26 protein-coding genes and 3 pseudogenes are annotated in these 24,697 nt (G+C 37.9%); all 29 read left to right on the plus strand.

Annotated features, from left to right (window positions below):
* Window positions 1-172: 172 nt before the first annotated feature.
* The 29 genes and pseudogenes from EFD62_RS01070 (at window position 173) to EFD62_RS01215 (ending at window position 24,539) form a co-directional block, all read left to right on the plus strand.
* The gene (locus EFD62_RS01070) at window positions 173-487 is read left to right on the plus strand and encodes a PadR family transcriptional regulator (protein WP_069194688.1); all 315 of its coding nucleotides are present in this window, start codon (window positions 173-175) and stop codon (window positions 485-487) included.
* Window positions 487-1,431, plus strand: a complete 945-nt coding sequence (locus EFD62_RS01075) for a DUF2812 domain-containing protein (RefSeq protein WP_069194687.1) — start codon at window positions 487-489, stop codon at window positions 1,429-1,431. Before EFD62_RS01070 ends, EFD62_RS01075 begins: the two co-directional genes overlap by 1 nt.
* A 73-nt stretch (window positions 1,432-1,504) precedes the next feature.
* Window positions 1,505-1,678, plus strand: coding sequence for a helix-turn-helix domain-containing protein (locus tag EFD62_RS01080; RefSeq protein ID WP_128705611.1), 174 nt, complete (start codon window positions 1,505-1,507; stop codon window positions 1,676-1,678).
* A 330-nt stretch (window positions 1,679-2,008) separates the two neighbouring features.
* Window positions 2,009-2,773, plus strand: a complete 765-nt coding sequence (locus EFD62_RS01085; protein WP_069194686.1) for an ABC transporter ATP-binding protein — start codon at window positions 2,009-2,011, stop codon at window positions 2,771-2,773.
* Window positions 2,774-2,777: 4 nt separating this feature from the next.
* On the plus strand, window positions 2,778-5,216 hold the full coding sequence (locus EFD62_RS01090) for an FtsX-like permease family protein (RefSeq protein WP_162302493.1): 2,439 nt from the start codon (window positions 2,778-2,780) through the stop codon (window positions 5,214-5,216).
* The gene (locus EFD62_RS01095) at window positions 5,209-5,679 is read left to right on the plus strand and encodes a hypothetical protein (protein ID WP_128705613.1); all 471 of its coding nucleotides are present in this window, start codon (window positions 5,209-5,211) and stop codon (window positions 5,677-5,679) included. The genes EFD62_RS01090 and EFD62_RS01095 overlap by 8 nt, the downstream gene beginning before the upstream one ends.
* Entirely contained in the window at window positions 5,619-6,629 is a 1,011-nt protein-coding gene (locus tag EFD62_RS01100) for a C45 family autoproteolytic acyltransferase/hydolase (RefSeq protein ID WP_128705614.1), read from the plus strand. Before EFD62_RS01095 ends, EFD62_RS01100 begins: the two co-directional genes overlap by 61 nt.
* Window position 6,630: 1 nt before the next feature.
* Window positions 6,631-7,320, plus strand: coding sequence for a response regulator transcription factor (locus tag EFD62_RS01105; protein WP_162302494.1), 690 nt, complete (start codon window positions 6,631-6,633; stop codon window positions 7,318-7,320).
* Window positions 7,317-8,648, plus strand: a complete 1,332-nt coding sequence (locus tag EFD62_RS01110; protein ID WP_069194682.1) for a sensor histidine kinase — start codon at window positions 7,317-7,319, stop codon at window positions 8,646-8,648. The genes EFD62_RS01105 and EFD62_RS01110 overlap by 4 nt, the downstream gene beginning before the upstream one ends.
* Window positions 8,649-8,936: 288 nt before the next feature.
* Window positions 8,937-10,631 (plus strand): FAD-dependent oxidoreductase, encoded by a 1,695-nt coding sequence (locus EFD62_RS01115; RefSeq protein ID WP_128705616.1) that lies wholly within the window; start codon window positions 8,937-8,939, stop codon window positions 10,629-10,631.
* A gap of 568 nt (window positions 10,632-11,199) precedes the next feature.
* Window positions 11,200-11,886: a metallophosphoesterase gene (locus EFD62_RS01125; RefSeq protein WP_069194680.1), complete on the plus strand. Its 687-nt coding sequence runs from the start codon at window positions 11,200-11,202 to the stop codon at window positions 11,884-11,886.
* A gap of 91 nt (window positions 11,887-11,977) precedes the next feature.
* On the plus strand, window positions 11,978-12,379 hold the full coding sequence (locus EFD62_RS01130) for a hypothetical protein (protein WP_069194679.1): 402 nt from the start codon (window positions 11,978-11,980) through the stop codon (window positions 12,377-12,379).
* Window positions 12,364-12,705, plus strand: a complete 342-nt coding sequence (locus EFD62_RS01135; protein WP_128705617.1) for a hypothetical protein — start codon at window positions 12,364-12,366, stop codon at window positions 12,703-12,705. Before EFD62_RS01130 ends, EFD62_RS01135 begins: the two co-directional genes overlap by 16 nt.
* A 24-nt stretch (window positions 12,706-12,729) precedes the next feature.
* Window positions 12,730-13,569 (plus strand): pirin family protein, encoded by an 840-nt coding sequence (locus EFD62_RS01140; protein ID WP_069194677.1) that lies wholly within the window; start codon window positions 12,730-12,732, stop codon window positions 13,567-13,569.
* A 198-nt stretch (window positions 13,570-13,767) separates the two neighbouring features.
* On the plus strand, window positions 13,768-13,947 hold the full coding sequence (locus EFD62_RS18290) for a transcriptional repressor (protein WP_128705618.1): 180 nt from the start codon (window positions 13,768-13,770) through the stop codon (window positions 13,945-13,947).
* 15 nt (window positions 13,948-13,962) lie between these two features.
* Window positions 13,963-14,088 carry a hypothetical protein gene (locus EFD62_RS18200; protein ID WP_268919898.1) on the plus strand — a complete coding sequence of 42 codons (126 nt, stop codon included), beginning with the start codon at window positions 13,963-13,965 and terminating at the stop codon, window positions 14,086-14,088.
* 88 nt (window positions 14,089-14,176) lie between these two features.
* Window positions 14,177-14,740, plus strand: coding sequence for a 6-pyruvoyl trahydropterin synthase family protein (locus EFD62_RS01150; protein WP_069194676.1), 564 nt, complete (start codon window positions 14,177-14,179; stop codon window positions 14,738-14,740).
* Between the two features lie 170 nt (window positions 14,741-14,910).
* Window positions 14,911-15,182: pseudogene (locus EFD62_RS01155) on the plus strand (transposase); the annotation flags it as partial.
* A 206-nt stretch (window positions 15,183-15,388) separates the two neighbouring features.
* Window positions 15,389-16,117 carry a glycosyltransferase gene (locus tag EFD62_RS01160; RefSeq protein ID WP_328590665.1) on the plus strand — a complete coding sequence of 243 codons (729 nt, stop codon included), beginning with the start codon at window positions 15,389-15,391 and terminating at the stop codon, window positions 16,115-16,117.
* A 12-nt stretch (window positions 16,118-16,129) separates the two neighbouring features.
* A pseudogene (locus EFD62_RS01165) lies at window positions 16,130-16,393 on the plus strand (glycosyltransferase); the annotation flags it as partial.
* A 53-nt stretch (window positions 16,394-16,446) separates the two neighbouring features.
* On the plus strand, window positions 16,447-16,992 hold the full coding sequence (locus EFD62_RS01170) for a PadR family transcriptional regulator (protein ID WP_069194673.1): 546 nt from the start codon (window positions 16,447-16,449) through the stop codon (window positions 16,990-16,992).
* A gap of 104 nt (window positions 16,993-17,096) precedes the next feature.
* Entirely contained in the window at window positions 17,097-17,852 is a 756-nt protein-coding gene (locus EFD62_RS01175; RefSeq protein WP_069194672.1) for an alpha/beta hydrolase, read from the plus strand.
* A 114-nt stretch (window positions 17,853-17,966) separates the two neighbouring features.
* Window positions 17,967-18,512: a GNAT family N-acetyltransferase gene (locus EFD62_RS01180; protein ID WP_128705620.1), complete on the plus strand. Its 546-nt coding sequence runs from the start codon at window positions 17,967-17,969 to the stop codon at window positions 18,510-18,512.
* Window positions 18,513-18,599: 87 nt separating this feature from the next.
* Window positions 18,600-18,941 (plus strand): annotated as a pseudogene (locus tag EFD62_RS01185) (GNAT family N-acetyltransferase).
* A gap of 118 nt (window positions 18,942-19,059) precedes the next feature.
* Window positions 19,060-19,596 carry a DUF4865 family protein gene (locus EFD62_RS01190; RefSeq protein WP_069194669.1) on the plus strand — a complete coding sequence of 179 codons (537 nt, stop codon included), beginning with the start codon at window positions 19,060-19,062 and terminating at the stop codon, window positions 19,594-19,596.
* Between the two features lie 103 nt (window positions 19,597-19,699).
* Window positions 19,700-20,386 (plus strand): response regulator transcription factor, encoded by a 687-nt coding sequence (locus EFD62_RS01195; protein ID WP_069194668.1) that lies wholly within the window; start codon window positions 19,700-19,702, stop codon window positions 20,384-20,386.
* 8 nt (window positions 20,387-20,394) lie between these two features.
* On the plus strand, window positions 20,395-21,432 hold the full coding sequence (locus EFD62_RS01200; RefSeq protein ID WP_128705621.1) for a sensor histidine kinase: 1,038 nt from the start codon (window positions 20,395-20,397) through the stop codon (window positions 21,430-21,432).
* Between the two features lie 72 nt (window positions 21,433-21,504).
* On the plus strand, window positions 21,505-22,188 hold the full coding sequence (locus EFD62_RS01205; RefSeq protein WP_069194666.1) for an ABC transporter ATP-binding protein: 684 nt from the start codon (window positions 21,505-21,507) through the stop codon (window positions 22,186-22,188).
* Entirely contained in the window at window positions 22,185-24,539 is a 2,355-nt protein-coding gene (locus tag EFD62_RS01215) for an ABC transporter permease (protein WP_069194665.1), read from the plus strand. The genes EFD62_RS01205 and EFD62_RS01215 overlap by 4 nt, the downstream gene beginning before the upstream one ends.
* Window positions 24,540-24,697: the final 158 nt, after the last annotated feature.

Here is a 24,697-nt window from a genome sequence, read left to right on the forward strand (position 1 = left end):
GGAGTCAGCGTGTGAGCGAATAGTATTAGAATAATGAGAATAAGTATGAGAGTCAATAAAATATTGGCTCTCTTTTTTGTTGACACATATGTCGCAGTGTGATATATAATATATAACGAAGTGCGATATATAACACTGCGATACTTCGAATAATATAAGGGAGAAAATAGTGATGAATGCGCATATAAAAAAAGTGTACGTTCCTATGACCGAGACAGGATTTTATATTTTGCTATGTTTGAAGGAACCTAGCCATGGTTACGGAATTGTACAAAGGGTTAAGGAATTAACATGTGGAGATATCATTTTAGCCCCGGGAACTATGTATGGAAGTCTATCAAAGATGGAAAAAGATGGTCTGATTCGATTTGTAAAAGAAGAGGATAAAAGAAAAATATATGTAATTACAGAACTTGGAAGGGAAGTGTTAGAAATAGAAATGAAACGAATTGAGAGATTATATGAGAATATGAAGGAGATGAGATAATGGGAAAAACGAAGACAGAATTCAAATTATTTTCTATTCCTCAGTATAAACAGGAGGAGGAATATCTTAATACAATGCATAAAAACGGATGGAAATTTACGAAAGTTACCTTTCCTGGATTCTATCAATTTGAACAGTGTCAGCCTGAGAATGTAATATATAGACTGGATTACAATAAGGAAGGACTAGCCAATAAGAGTGAATATGTCCAGATGTTTTCTGACTGTGGTTGGGAGTACATGTTTGATTTTGTAGGATATAGCTATTTTCGTAAGGTGTCAGACGAAGTGAATTCTAATGAAGAGATTTTTTGCGATGATGATTCAAGATTGGATATGATGAAGCGAGTTTTTAAAGGCAGAGTGGTGCCTTTAATTGTGATTTTTTTCGGTATCATTATGCCGCAGCTCTTTATGAATTCTAGAGGCTATGGTGGTGGAAGTGTTGTTCAGGATGTATTATCGTTTTTATTTTTAGTTTCAGGGTTATTGTACATTACATTATTTGGTTGGTTTACAATACAATATTATAAATATGAGAAGAGTCTTTATCCAGAGAACAACTTAAAAATAAAGTATGGTTGTATTTTCGCCGGACTTATCATAGGTGTGCTTGTAATGGTGGGCATGATCCTTTGGTCTTCCTTGTCGAATTACAAATTGATTGACGGTGAAAATGGATTTACAATCGAGGCAGAGCTTTTGAATAAGGCTATTGTGAAAGAGTATGAATTAAAGACGGGTGATACAGTATATGTAACCCATGAAGGCGACGGAGGAGAATTATATATAAGTATAGGTAAAGAAAATGAGAAACCTGTATTCTATGGAAATACGTATAATGAATTTGGAAATTTTGAGGTGGAGATACAAGAAAAAGGAGTTTACCAGATAAAATGCTCCGGAAGAAAAGCGCGAGGTAAAATCGAGGTTAAAGTGAAATAGTAATGATCACGCATTGCGAATTGTTGTTATATGTGTATAGTGAGACAATAGAAACGCAATGCGAGGTAAAACTATGGATACAGCCAAGACTATAAAAGAATTAAGAGAAGGTACAGGGATGTCACGCAAAGAGTTTTCAGAGCATACGGGCATCCCTGTTCTCACATTAGAAGATTGGGAAGCAGCGAGAAGAACTCCCCGGAATATATACCAAGATAGAAGAGAAAATACCATGCAAATATTATAAGTTTTCCTTTGGAAACAATAATATGCAATGGAGTATGGCATGGTAATTTTGAAACAGTAAATGAGAGTTGAAAAATGCAAAAAAACTTATATGAAGGGCTTGTAGCGTGAAGTTGAAAAGCATATTAAATCAAAAGCTTAATTAAGTAAAATACTACACAACATGTTTATATAAAAGGGATAATAAAGCAAGTGAATTGATTAAGTATTATTATTCATAATCCCAAGTCTGAAAAATGAATAATTTTTTTGCTTTTTAAGGACTTTTTAAGAAAAGAAGGAGTAGAATGAACTCATAAAATAAAGCAGGTTTGATTTTAGGGAGAAAAAGATGAGCAAAACAGTTTTGGAAACAAAGGATCTCTGCAAAACATATATCATTGACAAATACAGCAACAATGTTTTGCAGAATGTAAATCTGAAAATCGAAGAGGGCGAGCTAGTTTCGGTAATGGGGCCTTCCGGTTCCGGCAAATCAACGCTTCTATATTCCATAAGCGGAATGGATACCGTTACTTCCGGAAAGGTGCTGTTTGACGGAGAAGACCTGACACAGATGAATGAGAAGCAGCTCCTGAATATCAGACTGCTGAAAATGGGATTCATCTTCCAGCAGATGTACATGATGAAGAAGCTCTGCATTATGGACAATATCATTCTTCCGGGATACCAGGCGAAGGTTCAAAGCCGCGAGGAAGTGAACAAAAGGGCAAAAGAACTGATGAACAGACTCGGGATAATTGATACTGCCGACAGGGAAATCACAGAGGTATCGGGAGGACAGCTTCAGAGGGCGTGTCTTTGCAGGGCACTTATCAACAATCCTAAGGTTCTGTTCGCAGATGAACCTACCGGCGCGCTCAATTCAAAAGCATCTCTTGAAGTAGTGCAGGAAATACTCAAGGCCAATAAGAATGGAACGACGGTAATGATGGTAACCCATAGCGAGAAGGTGGCATCGATTTCGGACAGAATCATTTATCTGGTGGATGGAAATATTCAGGGTGAAATCGTGCTTGGGAAGATGAATGATTTTGGTGAACTTGCGGTCAGAGAAAGAAAAATCAAGAACTGGCTGAATGAGATGGGATGGTAGTCATATGTTTTGGAGAATGCTAAAAAGAGATTTGAAAGATAAAAAAGTCCTCAATATCGTTCTGTTACTGTTTATGATAATGGCTTCAATATTTATGTCAATATGTCTTGTTATGCTTTACTGTATAGTAGTGCAAACGGATATTACATATGAAAGCTGCAATTCTTCGGATTTGACAATTACATTAGAACAGAGCGTGGATGACCCTGAAGGAAACCGGCAGATGGTGGAAGAAGAACTGAAGAAAATTCCTGAGATTACACAGATAACCCGAAGAGAAGTGGTTAAGCTTGATTCGGGAAGGGTGCGTTTTGATAACAGTCCTGAAAGTGGATTTTTAGATTATTTCCGATATGTGATAACGGGGCTGCCGGAGAATATGAATCTGTCGTATAATATGGAGGATAGACCCTTCTATGTAGAAAACGGTCATGTTGCCATACCTCAGAGGATTGCAGAACTTACAAAAAGCAATATCGGTGATAAAATGCGTATTACCACGCAAATGGGAAATGTGTATGAACTGGGAATATCTGAGATTTTCAAAAATCCCGTTTCCTCAAATTCGCTATATTATTTTATTGTCTCGGAAGAAGACAGGAAATTGCTTTATTCGGAGTTTCCGTTAAAGAGTGATTTATATGAGATCAAAGCAGATTTCAAAGAAAGTGATTATATAGATGCGATAATGGATATTTGCACAGATATAATGCAGCTATTAGAAGAGTCGCATGGAGATATAAAGCTCACCAAGTGTTTATTTTTATCCGATACCGGAATAATCGCATTGTTGGTATCTATCATTCTGGGATTTATTGCGGTTTTTCTGATGGCGATGATTTTCATTACCATTAGTTTCAATCTGAAATCCGCTATCAAAAGGGAAGAACGGGAAATCGGCATGATGAAGGCCATCGGTGTGCATTCTTTTTCATATAAGATACTGTTTGCTGTTAAGTATTTTGCGTTTGCGGTTGTCGGCGGTCTTTTAAGTATTCCCGCAGCAATATGGTTAGGCAGGATTTTTATTAACCGGTTTATGTATGATATAATTTTTCCTTCGCTCAATATATGCATCATTATTTCGATTCTTGGGATGATAATCTGTGTATTCTTTATTGCCCTAATTACAATTCTTTCATTAAGAAGAATAAACAGAATCAGCGTAATGGATGCCATACACGGTGAGAACAGGGGTGAAAGATTTAAGAAACTTTCGGGTTTTTCTCTTTATAAAGCACGAAGAACAGGTATCCCTATGTTCCTGGCACTAAGCGATATCCTGAAAAAACTTAAAAGATACGTTTTTCTGATACTGGCTTATGTATTTGGAATCAGTATAATACTGCTTGTTGTCAGAACAAAGGATTCTGTGTGTTCCGCTGATTATTTACAGAAATACCTTATAATGGGACGGGTGGAATTTGCTATTGAACCGAGTGATGAATATTTGGCTAAGCTATGTCAAAAAGCAGGAAGCCTGGAAGGGGCGTATAAACTTATTAATGATAATTTTGCAGCGAACGGAATACCGGCACATGTGGAATGCAAGATGTATTCTATATCCAATATGATAGTTGACGGCAAAAGTAATGTTGTTGCATTATACAGTGGAAACTATACAGTTGATGACCTGGTTATTACAAAAGGACATGCGCCGAAGCTTTACAATGAGATTGCCATTCCTTCATACTTTGCAAAGAACCAAGGCATTGAATTGGGTGACACTGTGTCCATAAGTTTTAAAAAATACGACAGTAATCATATTACTTCATCCGAGGTGACAGAAGATTTCATTGTGACCTGTTATCTGGAATCAATGGGTTCAAGTGTTTCGCAGATATTCACATCAAATGAATTTAATGGAGTTCAGCTTGCGGAAAATTGTGAATTGTTTAGCAGAGTTATAGACTGCAATCCCGATGAGTATGATTATTATTTTGACAGAATGCAGAGCCTTTATTCGGAAGACGAAATCAAGTTTGTCCATAAAGACGATGTAGTTGAAGAATATCTTGGAGACTATGTTTCGGTTTTTGACCTACTTATTGTGATTTTGTCAATAGTCACTGCAGCTGTACTTATTTCTCTTACGGTGCTGTACCAGAATATATTTATCGAGGAGGAAACTTCAGACATAGCGCTTCTAAAAAGCATGGGCTTCAGTAGTCTTACGGCTAAGCTCTGGCATTACCTTCGAATCCTTATTCTGGTGGCAGTTTCTATTGTGCTTGCTAATATTTTTACCGGCGTGGTCGGTGGGTATGTATTGGCTAAACTGGCTTCAAGTATTATGAGAGTTACGGAGTTTACAGTTGTGGTCAATCCGATAAGCAATTTTATACTTATTCCTGCTGCTGTACTGGCACTTGTAACCGTTGTGACTATACCTGCACTTGCACCAATGAATCAGATTCAGATTTGGAGAGTGAAAGATGAATAAAAAGAGTTTATTGTTAATTTTCTTATGTTTTATTTTGATTTTAACCGGGTGTTCAAACGGTGCACCCTCATATACAGATTTTGTAATTCCAAAAGGAGATGAATCGAATCTTGTCCCGGTTGATTCTTATCAGACTTCTCAGCAGAAAACTTATACCAATGAGGGGATTACTCCTACATATATAGCAGAGTATAAATCGGAAAATGAACTTTGCTCCATAATTGTGTATAAAGAGTATTATGATGTGACTCTCGATTATGAAAACGGTACTCCCGGTGAAGTTGGCACTGCATATGCTGAAATGATTCTAAAGGTTTTCCCGGATTATCCCCAAATAATGGAGCCTATATTTATGAAAATATCAGGGCTGCATTTGGTGGAAATACTTATGAAGCATCTGCAGTGGAAGAGAGAATGTATACCCTCTTTGAAAGTCTGGATAAAAGGTACAAAGAAGAATTAAGCGCATATGCCGGCCGTATTTCAGGTGGGGTGCATGGATTTAGTGAAGATGGGGTGCTAAGTTACGAGGAAGCCATAATAGTCCAGATGGTTCCCGATGCGTTAAGGCCTACGTCATGTAGCGCCCTGTCTCTGTGGGGAGACAAAACCCAAAGCGGGAAGCCGATTACATTACGGGTTCTCGAATGGTCACTTGGAAGTGAGAATCAGTTAGGCTTTGTGAATGCAGTAACACATTTTAAAAATGGAGATAAATCCTTTACAAGTATCGGCATGCTTGGGTTACTTGATATCATCTCAGCGATAAATGATGACGGCGTTTTTGTGGCAATATTGGATGTCGGATCTATTTCACAAATGCCCTTTGTTTCCGAGGGAAAAAAGTGTTATACTTTTGATATCAGACATGCTCTTGAGATGTACAAAAATGCAAAAGATGTCGGCAGTTATCTGGTGGAAAACAGCGGGGATTACACCTTTTGCCATAATCTGATCATCACAGATGAAAATAATTCATACTGCGCAGAAAACTGTGTGAAGGAAGTTTCTGATGCGGGTAAGGGTTTCTCGATATTAAGAGATGAAAATACTTCGATCATGAATGGAATTTCATGGGATAATAAGGACAGCTTATGCGTGGTTAATTCTTATGCTGCAAAAGGAAATCAGGACAGCTTTGCAGGCAATGAAAGCAATATTGTTCGATGGGCAAAATACAACAAATTGGTCAGCGAGAAAGATAAATTTTCGGTGACTGATGTCAAGAACTTGATTACAGGCGAAAAAGTAAATCAGTATGATGTTGTGAATATACATAGTTCTGGAACAGTTGATCTTATTATTGTGGACTATGAAACAGGAAAGATTCAGGTTGCATTTACCGGAACTGAAGGAGTAATTGACAAACCGGATTTTATTGATGTGGGGACGTACTATAGGAATGAGGAATAGCATGCAGGATATTCTGATTATTGAGGATAATGAAGAACTTGGTATTCTTATCAGGGATTTTCTTATAAGGGACGGGTATACGGTGGAATGGAAGACCAGTGCCGAAGAAGGACTTAAGTTGGTTGAGAAAGCAGCATTTAAGATTCTGCTTCTTGACGTCATGCTTCCGGGAATGGATGGCTATGAAGCGCTTCAGCAGCTTCGCAAAAAGCATGGGATACCGGTTCTGATGATGAGTGCGAAAACTGATGACCAAAGCAAGATTCTGGGGCTGGAGGTAGGCGCCGATGATTATATCGATAACCCCTTTTCCTTTCCTGTTCTATCCTCAAAGATCAAGGCCCTTATACGAAGAAGCTATGATATGCGTGAGGACAAGGAGATTCTCACTTATCGCAATATTTCGATGAATGTAAACGACAGGACCGTTTTCAAAAATAACAGGCAGATAAACATTACCGGCAAGGAATTTGATGTACTGGAATATTTTCTAAAGCATCCTGAGAAGGTTATTAAAAAAGAAGTACTGTTCAATGAGGTGTGGGGTGCTGACTGCTTTAGTGAGATGAGCTCCCTTACGGTATACATAAGGTGGCTGAGAGAGAAGTTGGAGGAGGATCCGAAAAATCCGGTACTCATTCAGACAGTATGGAAGATCGGATACAAATTCGGAGGAAGTATTGAAAAATGAAACGGTTGAAATATCTATTTATAGCGCCGTGCTTGATATATGTGATAATTGTAATTCTGGCAAATATATTTTTTGACCGTGGGGTAACCCAAAAAACAGACATCAGAAATATATTTATCAATCGTATTTCCACGCAGGTCCAGACTCAGTACCGTAGTGAAGAATATCCTGATGTAAATGAAATAATCCGGAATATTTATCTTGATAATCAACAGCAGTATAAAAATGAATACAGCAAAGAGGAACTTCCCGAAAATATTCTGTTTCTGGACGGCAATACCTCTGATGCCCAACTTGTTTCATATAGTGGGAACCAGCGGCTGACAACGATAAAGAATAAAAATGGGGAAAATGCCGGATTTCTTCTTTTTGTATATTCAGACAGCAATTCGAAAGCTTTGCATGTATATATGAATGCGGTATTGGCTGCCGGTTTTTTGCTGCTCCTTTCTTTTTTGATTTTCATAGAAAAAGCGGTTATATACCCGTTTTTAAAATTCTCAGAATATCCGGAGAGATTATCCAAGGGATATATGACGGAAAAGCTTCCCGAATCGAAGAGCAGGTATTTCGGGAAATTTATATGGGGAATTAACATGCTCAGTGACAAGATTCAGAGTGACAGAAATCATATTGATAAGATGTTATATGAAAGGCAGACGATGCTTACCACGCTGGTCCATGGAATAAAAACTCCCGTTTCCAATGTGAAGTTGTATGCATCTGCCATTGAGACAGGACTGTATCAGGAGGACGGTGTGCCTGATGAAAAGGATGCGGTCATTGCACGCAAGATAGAAAAAAATGCTGATGACATTATCGATCTGGTAAAAAAGATGTTAGAGAATACTACAAGCGGCATGGTTGCATTTGAACCCAGCCCGGAGTTGTTTTATGTAACGGAATTGTTGGATTATATTAGAGCCGAATATGAAAACAGATTGAAAACACTTCACATCCCATTTACCATATCTACAGAAACCAATGCTATTATAAATTCTGATAAAAAGGGCCTTTTGAGGATTCTTTCACAGCTTATGGAAAATGCTGTTAAGTACGGAAATGGAGAGGGGATTACGGTCAGTGCGGAAAAAAATGACGAAGGCTTCTTTTTCTCTGTCAGAAATAAAGGGGAATTGCTACCGGAAAAGGAGCTTCCTTTCGTATTTGGCAACTTCTGGAGAGGTTCCAATTCAGTGAACACGGAAGGCAGCGGAATCGGTCTGTTTGAAGCAAAAACGATTGCCATGAAATTGGGAGGAGACATTTTGATAAAGAGGCTTGAGGATTCGGGTGAAATGGAATTGGTGGTGTTTATTGAGGCTTAATCGGAAGTTGAAATTATAGAAGCAACTGCATGTAAAGATCATATTCACATATATTTTTTTTGAGAAAGTAAAAATTGATTATATGCTACTAAAAATGATATAATTGAGTTCAAACGATGACCAACCTTTCTGTGTTTTTTTGTTTGTGGTGAACTCAATTATATCAGAAAAAAGGGGGTCATTGTTTTTTTATATCAAAAAACTTTGAAACCGTTGATAAATAGCATATTCAATATATAACTAGTGTAATTTACTTTACACTAACTACCGTGGAAAGGTGGTCAAATAATGAAAGTTGTGATCATAGGCGGTGTTGCAGGTGGTGCAACAGCAGCTGCAAGAATACGCAGGCTTGATGAGCAGGCCGAAATTGTTGTTTTCGAGCGTTCGGGATTTATTTCCTATGCCAACTGTGGATTGCCGTACTATATTGGCGGCACCATCGAAGATGAAAACGATCTGACGCTACAGACACCCGAAAGCTTTTGGAAACGCTTCCGTGTTAAAATGAATGTGCATCATGAAGTCACGGAAATTCACCCTGACAGCAAGACTGTTGTCGTGAGAAATCTCGAAAATGGCACAGTTTTTACTGAGAGTTATGATAAACTTCTACTCTCACCAGGTGCAAAGCCGATAAGGCCAAACTTTGAGGGCGTCGACAGTGATAAGATTTTCACTCTCCGTACCGTAGAGGATACGCTGAAGATTAAGAAATATGTAGACGAACGTCACCCGCAATCCGCCGTTGTCGTGGGCGGAGGCTTTATCGGAATTGAGGTAGCAGAAAATCTGCGGAAACTTGGAATCGGTGTCACGCTAGTAGAAGCCGCAGAACAACTTATGGCTCCCTTTGACGGCGATATGGCATCATTTATACACGCAGAGGTTCGCAAAAACGGTGTAAATCTTATGCTTGGTCATATGGTTGAAGGCTTTGCAGGTACAGATTACGGTATTGATGTTAAGTTAAAAGATGCTCCCACACTTCACGTCGATATGGTGGTAATGTCAATTGGGGTTGCTCCCGAAACTGCACTCGCTAAAAATGCTGGGTTAGAACTCGGTATTAAAGGCAGTATTGTTGTAAATGATAAAATGGAAACCTCGATTCCTGACATTTATGCTGTCGGTGATGCGGTTCAGATTAAGAACTTTGTAACCGATGAAGATACGCTTATATCCCTTGCTGGTCCGGCTAACAAACAAGGTAGAATTGCCGCTGACAATATCTGTGGTGGTGACAGCCACTATACAGGAGGTCAAGGCAGCTCGGTTATCAAGATATTTGATATGACCGCTGCAACTACAGGAATTAACGAAAAAACGGCGAAAGTGCTAGGGCTCCTTACCGATAAGGTTATTTTTTCCCCTATGAGTCATGCAGGATATTATCCCGGCGGTAAAATAATGACTATGAAGGTGATTTTTGAGAAAGAAACCTACCGCATCTTAGGAGCTCAGATTGTCGGTTTTGATGGTGTTGATAAGCGAATTGATGTATTGGCTACCGCTATCCGTGCCAGAATGAAGGCGTATGACCTTGTCGAACTCGACCTTGCTTATGCACCGCCTTACTCCTCTGCAAAAGATCCCGTGAATATGGCAGGTTTCATTATAGAAAACATAAAAAACGGTGTTGTAAAGCAGTGGTATTACGAGGATTATGAAACACTTCCCCGCGACGGGAGTGTAACACTTCTTGATACACGTACGCCGATGGAATACAACAGGGGTCATGCAGAAGGATTTATCAATATTCCCGTTGATGAACTGCGTGAACGTATTGACGAGCTTGACCGCAGCAAACCCGTGTATATCATTTGCCAAAGCGGGCTAAGAAGTTATATTGCAAGCAGAATCCTTGTTGGTAACGGTTTTAATGCTTATAACTTTGCCGGCGGCTTCCGATTCTACGATGCAGTCCGTAACGATAAAGCGTTAAACAGAAAATCCACTCCTTGCGGGATGGATAAAAACTGAAAGGACTAATTGGTTTTTGTAGTCCGTCTTCGTCGATAATCTCTATCGTTTTGTGGGAGAGCGAGATAAGTCCTTCATTCACGAATTACTAAAGCATTCGTGTTACCACTTTTCTTAGGTTGCCCAAATGATTGCCGATGGTTTCGTGAGTTATTTTGAGTGCGTTACATTGTTGTCAAAGCCGTAAGTATTGATTTTGCTGGATTTGGCGGATTAACTCCAAACTGTCTACTCGACCTAAAAGGGCAAAATGCACTTAAGAGACTGCAATAAAAAACAAATGCAGACCGAGAGGTGCAAAATGATAGAATTTGATATATTAATGAAAGAATTTTAAAGGCTAGGGTGAATTCTAAAGACTGCGAAGCTTAAAGAGCTTGGGCTTTCAAGCGTACAGATAAAAAGACTTCTGGATGATGGAGTTATTGCAAAGACTAAAAGTGCTTTTTACGAGCTGACAAATTATGTTATTCGGGAAGCGGCGCTGTTTCACTTGAAGTAACTAAAGAGTTTTCAGAGCTGTATTCTGTTAAAGAAATATCTATTATTGTTAGAGGGGAAAATATAGATGAAAGTATACTGTATGTCTGATATTCATGGATGTCTGGCGGAGTTTGAAGAAGCATTATCAATGGTATTGGATCAACTTAGTAAAGAGGGTACAAAATTGGTACTTTTAGGAGACTATATTCATGGAGGACCGCAAAACCGTGGGGTTTTAGATAAAATTATCAGTCTTCAAAACAAATATGGACAGGACAAAGTAATAGCTTTATTAGGTAACCATGAAGAATGGGTACTAGATGGTACTTCTAGCATAGATCATATGATTATTAATAATGTTGATGAGGATCAAGATGATGATATATATATTAGCTGGATTGGATCATTGCCAAGATACCATGTAGAAGGGAATACAATATTTGTTCATGCAGGGATAGATGAAGAAGCAGGAGATATGTGGGAGTGGGAAACAGGAGATAATATTTTTACAATGAAGTATCCTGCTCAAACCGGAAGAATAGATGGTTTATCTATGAAGGTTGTAGCCGGGCATGTTGGAACAGCAACGATTTCAGGTGACCCAAGATTTCATGATATATATTATGATGGTGAATCCCACTATTATATTGACGGCACCGTTCTAGATAGTGGTTTTATACCGGTTCTTATGGTTGATACTGAAACTGACAAATATTACAAAGTCACAGAAACAGGTGTGTGGCTCATTTTGCCATATGATGAAGAGAACTAATTGATTTAAGAGTATCAAAGGGAAGATTAACCGTCCCTTTGACAAGTATTTGTGATGGAGTAAAAAAAACTGGTGTGAGGAGGAATTCATTTTGGAAAAAGTACAATATGAAGAGTTAGATAATGTGATTACTAAAATAAAACAGACCTGTGAGACGCTCCTATCGAATAATAAGCTTTTATCAAAAGCACAGTTAGATCAAGGGTATAAGTTGTTTTCGCAAAAATTTGGTCCCGATGTGTTAAAGGGTCTGGATGGAGAACTCCTTTTAAACACTGTATTTAATATAGGAAATAGAGATGGATTAACTTATTGGTTAGAATTTAAAAATAATGATGATTTCCGAACATCTGACTATGGATCAATATCCGGAGGAAGTGCCTTTAAGTATGTAATTTTTAAAAGGAATTTAGATGACAAATGGGTAACTGGAACCCCCAGAATCCAAAGATTCTGTCATTGGATGAAGCCATATCTTTGGCTAGAGAATTGAGAGACACTCTAATATATGGTTCGAATATTATCAAAGAATTTTCGAGTTCAGATATGGATATTGATGAATACAAAAAGCTTCAAAAGTATTTTGACGATAATATGAAATATAATATGAACAAGTTGGGATGGGTTCATAAATATTATCATATGATTTATCCCGATGTGATAGATGACTTTCATTCGGCTAAATGGCAAAGAAATGGATTGATTTGCTGCGGAATTACACCGGTAAAAGAAGACAATTTATATGAAATGGCCGGTTACTTCAGATTAATTGCTAATAGATGCGGGTTGCCGATAAATTATATAACTGCTGTGCCGTAAATTTAAAAGAAGGAGGATATCTATATGGAACGAAAAATTAGTCAACAAGTTAGAGGTTATAGAACTAAGGACGGAGCCGGAGTAAGTTTGGTCAGAGTATTGGGAAACCAAACTGTTCAGGCATATGATCCAATTTTAATGCTTGATTCCTTTGACAGCGCAAATCCGGATGATTATATAGCGGGATTTCCCATGCATCCTCACAGAGGTATCGAGACAATTAGTTATGTGTATCGTGGGCATATGACTCACAAGGATAGCTTAGGCAATGAGGATACGATTGGTGATGGAGAAGTTCAATGGATGACAGCAGGCTCAGGTATTATGCATGAAGAAAAATTGCCGGCTGCCGAGCGGCTGCTTGGTGTACAACTCTGGCTGAATCTTCCCGCAAAGGACAAAATGGCTCCTCCAGCTTATTACAGCATCAAAAACTCAGAAATTGAGGAAATTAATTTTGATTGGGGTAAGCTAAGACTGTTGGCGGGCGAGTTCGAAGGAACAAAAGGATATATGAGCAAATATCTTCCTCTTGACTATTACGATTTACATCTGAACCCAAAAGAATCTGTTATAATGAATACAGAGAGTGAGCGCTCTGTCATGGTGTTTACTCTTTTAGGAGACGCTTATATCGCGGGTGAGCTGGTAAAGGAAAAGACAGCAGCAAAACTTACCTCCGGCGAGCAAGTTGAGATAAAGGCCACAGATGAAAAAGCCCAGGTTTTATTCATAAGTTCAAAACGACTGGACGAACCGGTTGCTTGGGGTGGTCCTATAGTCATGAACTCAAAGGAAGAATTGAATAAAGCTTTTGATGATTTGAAAAAAGGTACTTTTATAAAGAGTACGATATCTTATTGATAAATATAAGCTGAAGAAAAGGAGTTCATCATATTGAAAAAATAAAGATATAGTAGCCATTGTTGGTGCTCTACGCAAAGAATCCATAACCGTCAACTGTCGTTAGAGGCAAAAGAACAATAGCCGAAAGCACTTGAAACTCAATAGCATTTATTATAGTCCTATATAATTAATAATTCCAGTTACACCATTGACACGATGTACTTATTAGTATATTGCACTAATAGGGCATTTATTACCAAAAGCAGAGGATCGGAATATCGGAATCTGAATCTGCTGTCTGATATCGGTGACATCCGTAAAGTGGAAATGCCCAACGGAGCTTATCGTTTCGATAATATATGCCACAATCATTATCACTTACGATGTGTAAAGTGAGGTCAAGTCTTTGATGTGGAAACGTATTTTATAGCGGATTTGGACAAAAATATTAAGGATACTCACGGATTTGAAATTACTGGGCATGGCATTTTTTTAAGGGAACTTGCCTTGGATGTAAGAAATGCTTTGTTAAGTTGAGAATGTGTACAGGCAATTTGGCAAATTAATTATGTGCGCATACGGGAGCAAAACCACCCGTAAATATAAAAAAACGAGGAGAATAGGCATGAGAAGTTTCACAACATTAGACCTACAATATGCACACAGATTCTATGGGTTCAAAGGCGAAGCACAGTACTTGCACGGACATACGGGAATACTGACGATTGAAGTTGAAGACGATGTCAACATGGGAGTCAATATGGTATTTCCATGTAATGAAATCAAGAAAATTGCTTGGGATGTTTTACAAAACTTCGACCACGCACTTGTTTTGAGAGAGGACGATCCTTTGCTTCCTGCGATTCTTGGAGTTTACGAGGCACAAGGCATCAAGGACGGTGCACCGACCAATAAGCAAAAAGGTCCAGCTTTTAAGACGGAGCTTGCCACAGCATACCCTGAATGTCGTTTGGTCGTCACAAAAGAAACAATGACCGTTGAGGGCATGATTAAAATCGTTTACGATTTACTTAAGGACAAGCTGAACATCGTGAAGCTCACATTTACAAGTGGAGTAAATGGAGCTACAGAAGAATATGAACCCAAAAAGGATATTGAACGCTGCCCGTTATGCGGTATTGCGTTAAACGAAAATGGCGTGTGCCCTAAATGCGGATACAAGAAATAGTCTGATCTGATAAAACGCAAACTAAGACAAGGCACTCTATGTAAAATATGCGTAGAGTGCTTTGCTTATTTCTTGGTTATTCGGGTGTATCCCGGACTTTGTGTAAACTCTGAACTGGCATAAAACAGAGCAAGATTCATTGTAAGAAATGCATTCGGGCGTTACTATGATATGGAACTAGAAAGGATGTTAAAGCTTTTTGCAATGACTCTAAGGAAGTATACCGTGCTATTAACGAAGAGTAGCGCTAGAGAAGTTTTGTGAACTTAAGAACAAGTGGGGAAAGGAATATCCCTATGAGATAAAAAGCTGGGAAAATAACTGGGATATGATAAGCCCATTCTACAAATTTTGGGAGGAAATAAGGAAAATAATTTATACTACCAATATCATTGAAGGACTGCAACGGCAGTTACGTAAAGGTGCAAAAGAAAAAGCAATGTCGAAAGCATATTGACAACTATATCAGAGAGATATATTATATGACTATATCAGAGTGATATAAGGAGAAAAAATGAATATTTTTTTGTAAATGCAAATTTGCATGGGCATATTAACCCTACGCTGGGATTGGTCAAGAAACTTACAGAGAAAGGAAACCGGGTCAGCTATTTTTGCTTTGAATCATTTGCGGAACAGGTAACAAAGATGGGGGCAAAATGGATTGGATTTAGTAACAAGTTGGATCTGTTTTTGAAAGAATACCGCCCGACAGACAGACATCCATTTTTTATGTTGCTGGAATACATGCTTTTATATGATGAAGCAGTGCTGCCAGAGATATTAGGTATTGTAAAAGAAGATCAGTATGATATGATTATTTGTGATTCTTATTTCGGAGGAGCATGTTTTTTAAAACAGATTGTTAAAGTTTCGGTTGTGTGTTCCCACTCCTCTTTTGCGATGAGTAAAATACCGGTGCCAGAACGGATGCTTGTGCGAGGATTCCATCCTCAATTGGATCATTGCTATCAGATATTAAAACGAATTTGTGAAAGCTATAATATTGAGGAACCTTCATTAGAACAGGTTTTTACAAGTAAAGGAGATTTGAATATCGTATACACCACTCAAGATTTTAACGGAGATGATGGGGTACATGAGCTGGACTATTTATTCGTCGGTCCGTCCATCGACCGGCAACAGGAAGCAGACGATTTAGATCTTTCCGTGATAGGAGACAGAAAGCTTATATATATATCGCTTGGAAGTGTCAATACAGCTTTTTTAGATTTTTATAAGACATGTATCTCGGCATTTCGTAATACGGATTGTTATGTATGCATGTCCATTGGAAAGAAGTGTGAAGTCTCGCAATTAGGGGAATTTCCACAGAATTTCATGGTAAAGATTTTTCTTCCTCAACTAGAGATTTAAAAGCGGGCTGATGTATTTATTACTCATGCAGGTTTTAACAGCGTAAACGAAGCTCTATACTTTGGAGTTCCTATGCTTGCATTACCTCAGGTCAATGACCAGCATAAAGTGGCCAAGCGTCTTGTTTCTATGGAACTGGGAATGACAGAAAACATAGAGGAATTGTCACCAGAAATATTGAGATCCAAGACAGAAGCACTTATAATGGATAGAAAAATCAAGGAAAACTGCATGCAAATTTCTCGGGAAATGAGAAATTTAACTAAGTTTGAATAGACAATATGGAAACTTGAAAAGTTTGTTGACACCTGGAAAGAGAGGAAATAGGAATGGCATTAAAGAATAAATCCATATATGCTATTTTGGGTATTCTGAATCTGTCACCAAGTAGCGGCTATGACATAAAAAAGTACAGTGACAAGGTACTCTCTGGGTTTTGGAATGAAAATTTCGGACATATTTATCCAACATTGAAAATGATGCTGGAGGACGGGATGATTGAAATCGTTTCCAGAGAAAATAACGAAAAGAAAATAAAGTATGGAATAACTGAAAAGGGAAAGCAGGAGCTTGAGGCATGGCTTTTAGAAGAGACTATTGAGCAGCCAATGCGTTCTGAATTTTTGCTAAAATTATTGTTTTCCAGTGGCCAGCCAAGGGAGAAAGTTATCCATATGCTTGAGAATTATAAAAAACTCCATGAAAAGAATATAGATAAGTATCTTGGAATGCAAAAGAATCTAGAACAGGGTAACCAGGACATATCGAAGGAGCGAGTCTGTTTTTTAAAAGCGATTCTTAGAAGGGGTATCATATCTAGTGAAGCTGTCATCCGCTGGTGTGATGAAACAATAGAAGAATTACAGCGTTCCTAAGCTCATAAATACAATCGACGGTGATCTGGTTATTGGATATGTGCTTGAAAGAGAATACCGGAATTATGGATATCTAAAATTAGTCGACATTGGAGGAGTGTTGAATGAACTTTATAAACCCACCAGCAGAATCACCTCAATATGTTATTCATAAAACATTTTATAGCCAAGTATTAAATCACGAAATAGGCTATAATATCTATCTTCCGCCCGGGTACAAAGACAGTGGCGAAAAATATCCAGTTGCATACCACATTCATGGATGGACGGGCAACGAATCTTCCGAGATATGGCCACTGGAAAAGGTCTATAAAAACAGATGGGCCATTACTGTTTTTGTCAACGCAATTTCGTCGGAAGAAAATTATTTCGATGCCTTATTGCAAATTGAAACCATCCTTATTAAGGAACTGATACCCCATATCGACACACAGTACAGAACAGACTCAACCCGCGAGAGCAGAATGCTGTCAGGGTTTTCAATGGGGGGCAACATGGCGTTTTATTATGCAGTTAAGCATCCCGAGCTGTTTGGTTCCGTGACCTCTTACGCAGGAACCTATCACCATCTCTATAACAAAGAATACCGTACTGTGGGAGTAGCTCCCGAAAAAGCTATAGAGTTATACGAAGATATGATGAGAGAAGAATGGTATTTGGAGGAAAACAATATTTTATGCTTGGTACGGCAAAATGCGCAAAAGATTCGAGGCAAACTAAAGATTGATATTCATATCGGCACAGCTGACATATTATTTTGTGATAATGAAATTCTACATTTATATTTGGATTCGTTGAATATCCTGCATGAGTATAAGAAATTTGAGGAGATTGGCCACGACTTGGAAAAAATATTATAATAATGGCCACTCGAGTGATGTGGAGATGGTAGTAATGACAATGAGAGACAGATTAAATGTTAATTTATAGTTGCAAGGTTACAAAGCTTGACTATGTGATAGAAGGAGAATTATATGGAACTTAAAGTAAAGAAAGTTAGCCTTAAAAGTAAAGACGTAAAGGCGATTTATTTTGACTCATTTCCTCCAAATGAGCGTATGCCATTTTGGATGATGGTTCTTATGTCAAAGCTTTGGAATACGAAATTTCTCTCTTTTTATGATAATGATAAATTGTGTGGATTCATATACTTTGCAGTCCAATTCAAACAAGTTTTCGTAATGTTCTTTGCAGTGGATAAAGAATTACGGTCAAAGGGATACGGAAGAGAAATATTGAATGAACTGAAAAAACTTTATCCGATGAAAAAGGTTATTGTTTCTATTGAGCATAGTAATACCGACAAAACCGAAGAACAGGAACGCCGCAAGCGCTTTTATCTCAATAATGGTTTTAAGGAAACGGGCTATTTAATTAGGATGAGCGGTGTGGAACAAGAAATACTAGTTAGAAATGGGCAGTTCAACAAAGCAAAATTTCGCGCATTTTTAGCATTTTACAGCAACGGAACGCTTTGGCCGAAAATTTGGAAAGAGTGCGGTGTCAAAAAAGTTCAGTAAATATTCACTGATGACATCGAACAGTTTGATAAAACATTTAGAAATCATTATTCCCCAATAGAAACAGATAGAATGATTTTGCGAGAAATGACAGAAAATGATTTTGATGCATTATATGCTGTTCTTGTAGATTCGGATATTATGGAGCATTATCTATATACCTTTGATGAGGATAGAATTAGAGGATGGATTAGAAAAAATATTGAAAGATACAAAGTTTTTGGTTTTGGTTTGTGGGCTGTGGTTTTGAAAGAAACCGGTGAAATGATTGGGGATTGTGGCCTTACAATGCAGATAATTAATGGATAGATAAAGCTGGAAATAGGATATGATATTCGAAAAGATTGTCAGAGGAGAGGATATGCTAGTGAGGCTGCAAAGGCAGTAAGAGACTTGACTTTTATGAACAATATTATTTATCCTATATGAAGTATACGAATGCACCATCATATAGAACGGCGATGGCTTATGGATGGAGTGCTTTACAGAATTACTTAAAGAGAGCCTAACCATCTAGATATTGAAGTATATAAAAGGAAGTGGAAGTATGATTGCATCACAATACAAGATAACATTACCCGGCAACTATGATATGGATATCATAAGGAAGCGAGTCAAGGACAACGGCTATAAAACAGATGGATTTTATGGTCTAAAGTTCAAACTTTACTTAATAACAGAAAAGGGGATAAATAATAGCTTGCAAAATAGTTATTCCCCATTGTATCTTTGGAAAGATTGTGAAGGATTAAATAAATTCTTATTTGAGGGATTTTACGACAATATTATAACATCATTTGGATGGCAGAACGTAAATATCGGAGTTCCGTTAATTGATACGACGAGGCAAAGATTTCAAGACGCAAACTTTTTATTTGAAGTTGTAGGAGAAATAGAGCCGAAAGAAAGCTTGAACAACTTTAAAAATAGCATCAAAGACGCGATACTGAAAATTGATGCAGAGTATGTAGTTATTTATAATCCGGACAAATGGAAATACCAGGTGTTTTATTTTGTTGATGATTTAGAAAAAGTGAAAACAGAAAAAGGTGTAATTTACACCATACTTCATATATCACAATAAAAAAACCGAGGTGTTTTTCGAGGTTTCCCCGAACATGTCAACATTTCGTGCCGGCGATGGCAGCTACGTGGTATAACCCCAAAAAGAAGGGAAATGAAAGCAAATGAAACGTCTTTTTCTATTGGAGGATGATTTGAGTTTAATTAACGGGCTTTCTTTTGCTGTTAAAAAGCAGGGATACGAGATAGATGTTGCCCGTACAATATTAGAAGCTGATGCATTATGGGCGAATGGAAAATATGATTTAATTATTTTAGACGTATCACTTCCCGACGGGTCGGGCTTTGACTTTTGTAAAAAAATACGTCAGATTTCCAAAGTGCCTATTATGTTCCTTACCGCTTCCGATGAAGAAACTGACATCATTATGGGACTTGATATTGGAGGTGATGATTATATTACAAAACCTTTTAAGCTGGCTGTATTCCTGTCAAGAATTAACGCTTTGCTTCGTAGAAGCGAGAATTTTAATTCAGCTGTCACAGAACTGAAATCCAATGAGATAAACGTACAACTGCTGAAAGGCGAAGTATATAAAAACGGAAAACTGCTTGATTTAACAGCAAATGAATATAAGTTACTATGTCTGTTGATGGAAAATCCCAATATAGTGCTTTCAGCTGAGCAGATTTTAAGTAAATTGTGGGATTGCAACGAAAACTTTATAGATAGCAATTCTCTTACAGTATATATCCGTAGGCTGCGTACGAAAATTGAAGATAACCCAGGAGCACCAACAAGAATTATCACTGTCCGCGGAATGGGTTATAAATGGAATACAATGGATTGAGGTTTAAAATGAAAATATTTGCCGACCGAAGAATTAGATTGCTTTTTGCCAATATCTTATTGTGTATATTGGTCTTTACGCTGATTTTTGCGTTATTTATTGGATTTGAAATTAAAAATTCTACAGTTTTCATTATTGTTTGTTTCATTGGCATGAGCATCACAATATTAATGCTCTGTTACAGATATTTTAAGGAACAGAGCAAAATCATGGAAAAAGCCGTGGCGCAAATAAAAGAATATATGTCCGGCAACAAAGATGCTCGTATAGAATGCGATGACGAGGGCGAGATATATAGACTGTTTCATGAAATAAATTCCTTAGTTTCTGCGTTAAATGCTCAGGCAGAGAATGAACAGAACGCAAAAGAGTTTTTGAAGAATACTATATCTGATATATCACATCAGTTAAAGACACCGCTTGCCGCTCTGAATATCTACAATGGTATTATGAAGGAAGAATCAAAAGAGTTTCAAACCATGAAAGAGTTTGTCGATCTTTCGGAACAGGAGCTAGACCGAATAGAAACACTGGTACAAAGCCTTTTGAAAATTACAAAACTTGACGCAGGCACAATTTGCTTGGAAAAGTCTCTAGAAAATGTATCTGAATTAATGGAAACTATCAAAAGGCATTTCTTGCTTCGCGCCGAGCAAGAAGGCAAGGAAATCAGATTGTCAGGGAATGAGGAAATCTTTCTTTTGTGTGACCGCAGCTGGATAATCGAAGCTGTTAGTAACATTGTAAAAAACGCCCTTGACCATACGGAAAAAGGAGATGTTATCAGTATTGAGTGGAGGGTTTTTTCTTCTATCCTTCAAATTGTCATAAAGGATAATGGAAGTGGCATCCATCCCGAGGATTTATATCACATCTTTAAAAGATTTTACCGCAGCCGTTTTTCGAAAGATAAGCAGGGTATCGGACTTGGATTGTCTTTGGCAAAAGCGGTAGTAGAAGCACATAACGGAACGATTAAAGTTGACAGTGAATTAGGCGTTGGCACCACTTTCACAATGAACTTCTTAATTCCTACAAATTTGTAGTCTGGTAGTAATATTACTGTAGGGTTGCTACGGTATACTACAGATATGAGAATAGAAAGAGGTGTTTATCCTATGAACTTATTAGAAGTCAAGTCAATTTCTAAAACATATGGCAGCGGAGAGGCTGCTGTACATGCATTAAAGGACGTTACTTTTTCCGTTCCGAAAGGAGAATTTGTTGCAATCGTCGGAGAGTCAGGCTCTGGAAAAAGTACGTTATTAAATATGATAGGTGCTTTGGATACCCCCACTTCAGGCAAAGTATTTATTGACGGTAAGGATATTTTTTCTATGAATGATAGCCGCCTAACTGTATTTCGTCGCAGGAATATAGGTTTTATTTTTCAGAGCTTTAATCTTATTCCTGAATTGACGGTAGAGCAAAATATTATATTTCCGGTCCTGATTGATTATCAAAAGCCGGATAAAAAATATTTGGAAGAATTACTTACCATACTCAAGCTGAAAGAACGCCGCAATCATTTGCCCAGTCAGCTATCTGGCGGACAGCAACAGAGGGTTGCCATTGGCCGCGCATTAATTACCCGCCCTGCGTTAATTCTTGCCGACGAGCCGACGGGAAATTTGGATTCACAAAACAGCAATGAGGTCATTACTTTACTGAAAGAAGCATCAAAAAAGTATCAACAGACCATTGTAATGATTACACATAGTCGAAGTATTGCGCAGACAGCAGACCGTATATTGCAAGTGTCCGATGGCGTGTTGACCGATTTTGGGAGGTGCTGCGAATGAAAAGCTATTTAAGCTTAATCCCAATTTCTGCGAAGGTACGTAAGCGGCAAAACCTCATGACGATTTTATGTATTGTTCTTGCTGTGTTTTTGGTGACTGCTATTTTTAGTATGGCAGACATGGGAATCAGAGCAGAAGAAGCAAGTCTGCGTATGAAACATGGCTATTGGCATGTAAAAATCAAAGATATATCTGAAAGTGAAGCAGAGCAAATAAGATTACGTCCGGATGTTGCTGTCATCTCTTGGCATGACACAATTAATTATGAACGGGACTTTGAGTACTATATTGGCGGTAGAACTGCGGTTTTCATTGGCGTTGATGAAGGGTATATTACCAACATTATGGACTGTTTGGAAGAAGGATATTATCCTCATAATGATACTGAAATCATGCTAAGCCCAAATGCAAAAAAAATTCTGGGTATCGATATAGGGGATAACATTACGGTGAATACCCCGGCCAGAGATATCGAGTATACTGTATCTGGTTTTGGTGAGGATGATACCTCTTATAATACTTTATACGGCACCATCAGAGCATATATGAACCGAGATGCATTTCAAAACCTTTGTGATATGAATGAGAATGCCTTAACACCTGCATACTATGTTCAATTTCAAAAAGATGCAGGGGCAAGCAAACGCATTGAAGAAATAAAGGAGCAATACGAGCTTACAGATAATAGTATTGAGCGAAATAAAGCTATTTTAGATATAACAGGCATTAATGATGATTCAGCTATGCAACCTTTTTATCTTGCCGCAGCAATACTGTTTTTGCTTGTGCTGATTGCAGGTGTACTAATGATTGCTAGCAGTATGAATAGTGATATAGCTCAAAGAACACAGTTTTTTGGAATGATGCGTTGCATTGGCATGAGTAAAAGACAGATTCTCCATTTCGTAAGATTGGAAGCTTTGAACTGGTGTAAAACTGCTGTTCCCATAGGGCTTGCACTTGGAGTTGTATCCACATGGGGCTTATGTGCGGTCATGAGGTATGGTGTTGGTGAAGAATTTTTATATATGCCTCTATTTAAGATAAGTGCAGTTGGCATTATCAGTGGAGCAGTTACAGGAATTGTTACCGTGTTTATCGCTGCAAAATCTCCTGCGAAACAGGCTTCTAAAGTGTCTCCAGTGTCAGCAGTATCTGGCAATGCCGTAAAGGCCAGAGGGGTCCACCGTGCGGTAAACATCCCATTTAAAAAAATCGAAACTTCTCTTGGTATTCAGCGCGCACTATCAGCCAAAAAAAATCTATTGCTTATGACAGGTTCATTTGCACTTAGTATTATTCTGTTTTTGAGTTTTTCAGTTCTTATTGAGCTTGTGAATTATCTCATGCCTCAGAAAGCAAATTATTCTGATATCGAGATTTATTCAGTAGACAATATAAACTCTCTTGATAGTACGTTGATTCATAAAATTAGCGATATGGATGGGGTAAAAGAAGTTTTTGGACGCAGAAGCATTTTTGATATTCCTGCAGAGTTATTAAGCAATACAATTTCAGCAGATACGGTTGATTTGATTTCCTTTGATGAATTTGATTTGGATTGTCTCACAAAGGATAAAGAACTTAGAAAAGGAAGTGATATTTCAAAAGTATATGGGAATAGTAACTATGTAATTTCAATTCATGACAAAGAGGGTTCATTAAAGATAGGTGATAAAGTGCGGATTGGAGATGAAGAACTTGAAGTTGCAGGACTGTTGAGATATGATATTTTCACTAACGATGGCAGCACAGATGGCCGAGTAACCCTTATTACTTCTGGAGAAACCTTTACGCGTCTGACAAATGTATCGGATTATTCGCTTATTTCTATACAGCTAACCAAAGATGTGACGGATGGAGATGTAGAAGCAATCCGCAGCTTACTTGGAGACGAATGTAAATTTCGTGATTATCGTGACCAACGGACTATTGGTACTTATACGGCATTCGTGGTGCTTGTATACGCATTTGTAGTACTTATTGCACTGGTTGCCATATTAAATATTGTAAACAGTATTTCAATGAGTGTGTCTGCAAGAATAAAGCAATACGGAGTAATGCGTGCTATTGGCGCGGACAAACATCAAGTTATGAGAATGATAACTGCTGAAGCATCCACCTATGCTTTTAGCGGGTTCGTAATTGGCTGTGTAGTAGGAGTGCCTCTTAGCAAGCTGATGTATGACAAGCTGATTACTGCACATTTCTCTTATGCGACATGGAATGTGCCTGTTCAATCGCTTCTCATTATATTGATATTTATCATTTTATCGACTATTGCTGCTGTTTATGTTCCTTCAAAACGTATGAGTAACATGCCAATAACAGAAATAATAAGCGAATTGTAAACAATTGGGTATATAGGGTGGATATGAAAACAAACCTTAGGTCTCTCTGAAATGCAGGGTGTTACTAAAGGAGAGACTGCTTTTACAGGACACTTGGAATATCATAAGCAAGTGGGCAAAGTTTGGAGAGAATTGCTTGATAAAGAATATGAAAACAT

The sequence above is a fragment of the Acetivibrio mesophilus genome (genome assembly GCF_004102745.1).
GTDB classification, from domain to species: domain Bacteria; phylum Bacillota; class Clostridia; order Acetivibrionales; family Acetivibrionaceae; genus Hungateiclostridium; species Hungateiclostridium mesophilum.

Coding starts and splice junctions, on each gene's coding strand:
- EFD62_RS01070 (WP_069194688.1), top strand. CDS start 173: ATGAATGCGCATATAAAAAAAGTGTACGTTCCTATGACCGAGACAGGA.
- EFD62_RS01075 (WP_069194687.1), top strand. CDS start 487: ATGGGAAAAACGAAGACAGAATTCAAATTATTTTCTATTCCTCAGTAT.
- EFD62_RS01080 (WP_128705611.1), top strand. CDS start 1,505: ATGGATACAGCCAAGACTATAAAAGAATTAAGAGAAGGTACAGGGATG.
- EFD62_RS01085 (WP_069194686.1), top strand. CDS start 2,009: ATGAGCAAAACAGTTTTGGAAACAAAGGATCTCTGCAAAACATATATC.
- EFD62_RS01090 (WP_162302493.1), top strand. CDS start 2,778: ATGTTTTGGAGAATGCTAAAAAGAGATTTGAAAGATAAAAAAGTCCTC.
- EFD62_RS01095 (WP_128705613.1), top strand. CDS start 5,209: ATGAATAAAAAGAGTTTATTGTTAATTTTCTTATGTTTTATTTTGATT.
- EFD62_RS01105 (WP_162302494.1), top strand. CDS start 6,631: ATGCAGGATATTCTGATTATTGAGGATAATGAAGAACTTGGTATTCTT.
- EFD62_RS01110 (WP_069194682.1), top strand. CDS start 7,317: ATGAAACGGTTGAAATATCTATTTATAGCGCCGTGCTTGATATATGTG.
- EFD62_RS01115 (WP_128705616.1), top strand. CDS start 8,937: ATGAAAGTTGTGATCATAGGCGGTGTTGCAGGTGGTGCAACAGCAGCT.
- EFD62_RS01125 (WP_069194680.1), top strand. CDS start 11,200: ATGAAAGTATACTGTATGTCTGATATTCATGGATGTCTGGCGGAGTTT.
- EFD62_RS01140 (WP_069194677.1), top strand. CDS start 12,730: ATGGAACGAAAAATTAGTCAACAAGTTAGAGGTTATAGAACTAAGGAC.
- EFD62_RS18290 (WP_128705618.1), top strand. CDS start 13,768: ATGTACTTATTAGTATATTGCACTAATAGGGCATTTATTACCAAAAGC.
- EFD62_RS01150 (WP_069194676.1), top strand. CDS start 14,177: ATGAGAAGTTTCACAACATTAGACCTACAATATGCACACAGATTCTAT.
- EFD62_RS01160 (WP_328590665.1), top strand. CDS start 15,389: ATGGGGGCAAAATGGATTGGATTTAGTAACAAGTTGGATCTGTTTTTG.
- EFD62_RS01170 (WP_069194673.1), top strand. CDS start 16,447: ATGGCATTAAAGAATAAATCCATATATGCTATTTTGGGTATTCTGAAT.
- EFD62_RS01175 (WP_069194672.1), top strand. CDS start 17,097: ATGAACTTTATAAACCCACCAGCAGAATCACCTCAATATGTTATTCAT.
- EFD62_RS01180 (WP_128705620.1), top strand. CDS start 17,967: ATGGAACTTAAAGTAAAGAAAGTTAGCCTTAAAAGTAAAGACGTAAAG.
- EFD62_RS01190 (WP_069194669.1), top strand. CDS start 19,060: ATGATTGCATCACAATACAAGATAACATTACCCGGCAACTATGATATG.
- EFD62_RS01195 (WP_069194668.1), top strand. CDS start 19,700: ATGAAACGTCTTTTTCTATTGGAGGATGATTTGAGTTTAATTAACGGG.
- EFD62_RS01200 (WP_128705621.1), top strand. CDS start 20,395: ATGAAAATATTTGCCGACCGAAGAATTAGATTGCTTTTTGCCAATATC.
- EFD62_RS01205 (WP_069194666.1), top strand. CDS start 21,505: ATGAACTTATTAGAAGTCAAGTCAATTTCTAAAACATATGGCAGCGGA.
- EFD62_RS01215 (WP_069194665.1), top strand. CDS start 22,185: ATGAAAAGCTATTTAAGCTTAATCCCAATTTCTGCGAAGGTACGTAAG.